Origin of the sequence: Streptomyces zinciresistens K42, assembly GCF_000225525.1 — a bacterium.
In the GTDB taxonomy this organism is placed as follows: domain Bacteria; phylum Actinomycetota; class Actinomycetes; order Streptomycetales; family Streptomycetaceae; genus Streptomyces; species Streptomyces zinciresistens.
Genome location: NZ_AGBF01000423.1, coordinates 1 through 1750 on the forward strand (window position 1 = coordinate 1; position 1750 = coordinate 1750).

Sequence of the window (1750 nt, forward strand, 5' to 3'; positions counted from 1 at the left end):
CCGCGAGCGCGGGCGCCGCGGGTCCGAGCAGAAATGCCGCGCACAGGGCCGGAACGGCGATGCGACGGGTCGTCGGTGCAGGCAATGGAGTGTCCCTCCGGGGAGTTTCGGATCGTGCGATCACCGTTAAACCCGCCCGGCCCGCCCGCAACCGTTCCGCGCGGCCCCATGACGGGCTGTCAGCGTCGACCGCGGCGTCCCCGCTGATGAGAGGCCCTTTCCCCGGCGGCCGCCGCGGACAGGGCGCGGTCCTGCCGATCGGGTGGCCGCCCGGAACCACTCCGCACCGCGCCTCCGATCGGGTGGTCCGGGGCGGGAAACAAGTCGGAAAACGTGCCTGCTCCACCACCGCCGACCTGATCGGCGATAAATATGGATAAGTGGCCGGTGCCGCTCATCTCCCTTGTCCAGGAAGCCCGTCGGATTTCAGAAACCGCGGAACGGACGCGGGATCTTATCCCGGGAACGCGTGCCACACCTCGTGTTGCTGGTTCGGACTCTTTTCTTCGGAAAGGCAGCCTCGGTCATGCGTGTTGCGCCGCACATCCTGCATGTCGCCCAGTCCGTCGAGGGCGGGGTCGCGCGGGTCGTGACGGACCTGGTGGCGGCGCAGCTGGCCGCCGGGCTGCGGGTGAGCGTGGCCTGTCCGCCGGCCGGCACCCTGGCGTCCGCCCTGCGCGCCGCCGACCGCGCGGTGCTGCCGTGGGAGGCGACCAGGGCGCCGGGCCACCGGCTCCCCGGCGAGGTGCGCCGGCTGGCGCGGCTGGTGCGCGGCGCGGAACCGGACCTGGTGCACGCGCACAGCGCGAAGGCGGGGCTCGCCGCCCGGCTGGCGGTGCGCGGCACGCTCCCCACCGTCTTCCAGCCGCACGCCTGGTCGTTCGAGGCGGCGGACCCGGTCGTGGCGCGGCTGGCGCTGGGCTGGGAGCGGTTCGGGGCGCGGTGGGCGGCGCGGGTGGTGTGTGTGAGCGAGGCCGAGCGGCGGACCGGGGAGCGCCGCGGTGTCCGCGCCCCGTGGCGGGTCGTCCCCAACGGCGTCGACACCGGCCGGTTCCGGCCCGACGGCACGCGTGCGGTGACCGCGTCGGGGCCGCTGGTGGTGTGCGTGGGCCGGCTGTGCCGCCAGAAGGGGCAGGACGTGCTCCTGCGGGCCTGGCCCGAGGTGGCGCGGCGGGTGCCCGGCGCCCGGCTGGTGCTGGTCGGCGACGGCCCCGACGCGCGGGCGCTGCGCTCGGCCGCGCCCGCCTCGGTGGAGTTCGCGGGGGCCGCGTCCGACGCGGCCCCCTGGTACCGCGCGGCCGACGTCGTCGTGCTGCCGTCGCGCTGGGAGGGCATGGCGCTGGCCCCGCTGGAGGCCATGGCGTGCGGCCGGCCGGTCCTCGTCACGGACGTGGACGGGGCCCGCGAGAGCCTTCCGCCCGGTGCGGGGCGGGACTGCCTGGTGCCGCCGGAGGACCCCGCCGCGCTGGCCCGCGCGCTGACGGCGCTGCTGTGCGACGAGCCGCTGCGGGCGGCGCTGGGCGTGCGGGGCCGGGCGCATGTGCGCGCCGCCCACGATCTGCGGCACGCCGCGGACGCAGTGACCGACGTGTACCGCGAGCTGCTCGGTGTCCCCACCGCGCCGGTCGCCGGACCCAACGAGGGCAGGAAGTGCATCGCCACATGACCGCGGAAAGTACCGTCGCCTCGCCCGCGGGGCAGCAGTGGTCGCCGGAGGGCGCCGTATCCGTTCCCGCACCCGGCGGCCGGA

The 1750-nt window shown here is 76.2% G+C and carries 1 protein-coding gene; it reads left to right on the forward strand.

Annotated elements, in window-relative coordinates; genetic code table 11:
• The first annotated feature begins 526 nt into the window (after positions 1-526).
• Complete coding sequence (locus SZN_RS36955) at positions 527-1666, forward strand: glycosyltransferase family 4 protein (protein ID WP_007506393.1); 1140 nt, start codon at positions 527-529, stop codon at positions 1664-1666.
• The last annotated feature ends 84 nt before the right edge of the window (positions 1667-1750 follow it).

What these genes read in the sequence shown, in the direction of transcription:
- SZN_RS36955 (WP_007506393.1), top strand. Translation starts at nt 527, where the DNA reads ATGCGTGTTGCGCCGCACATCCTGCATGTCGCCCAGTCCGTCGAGGGC.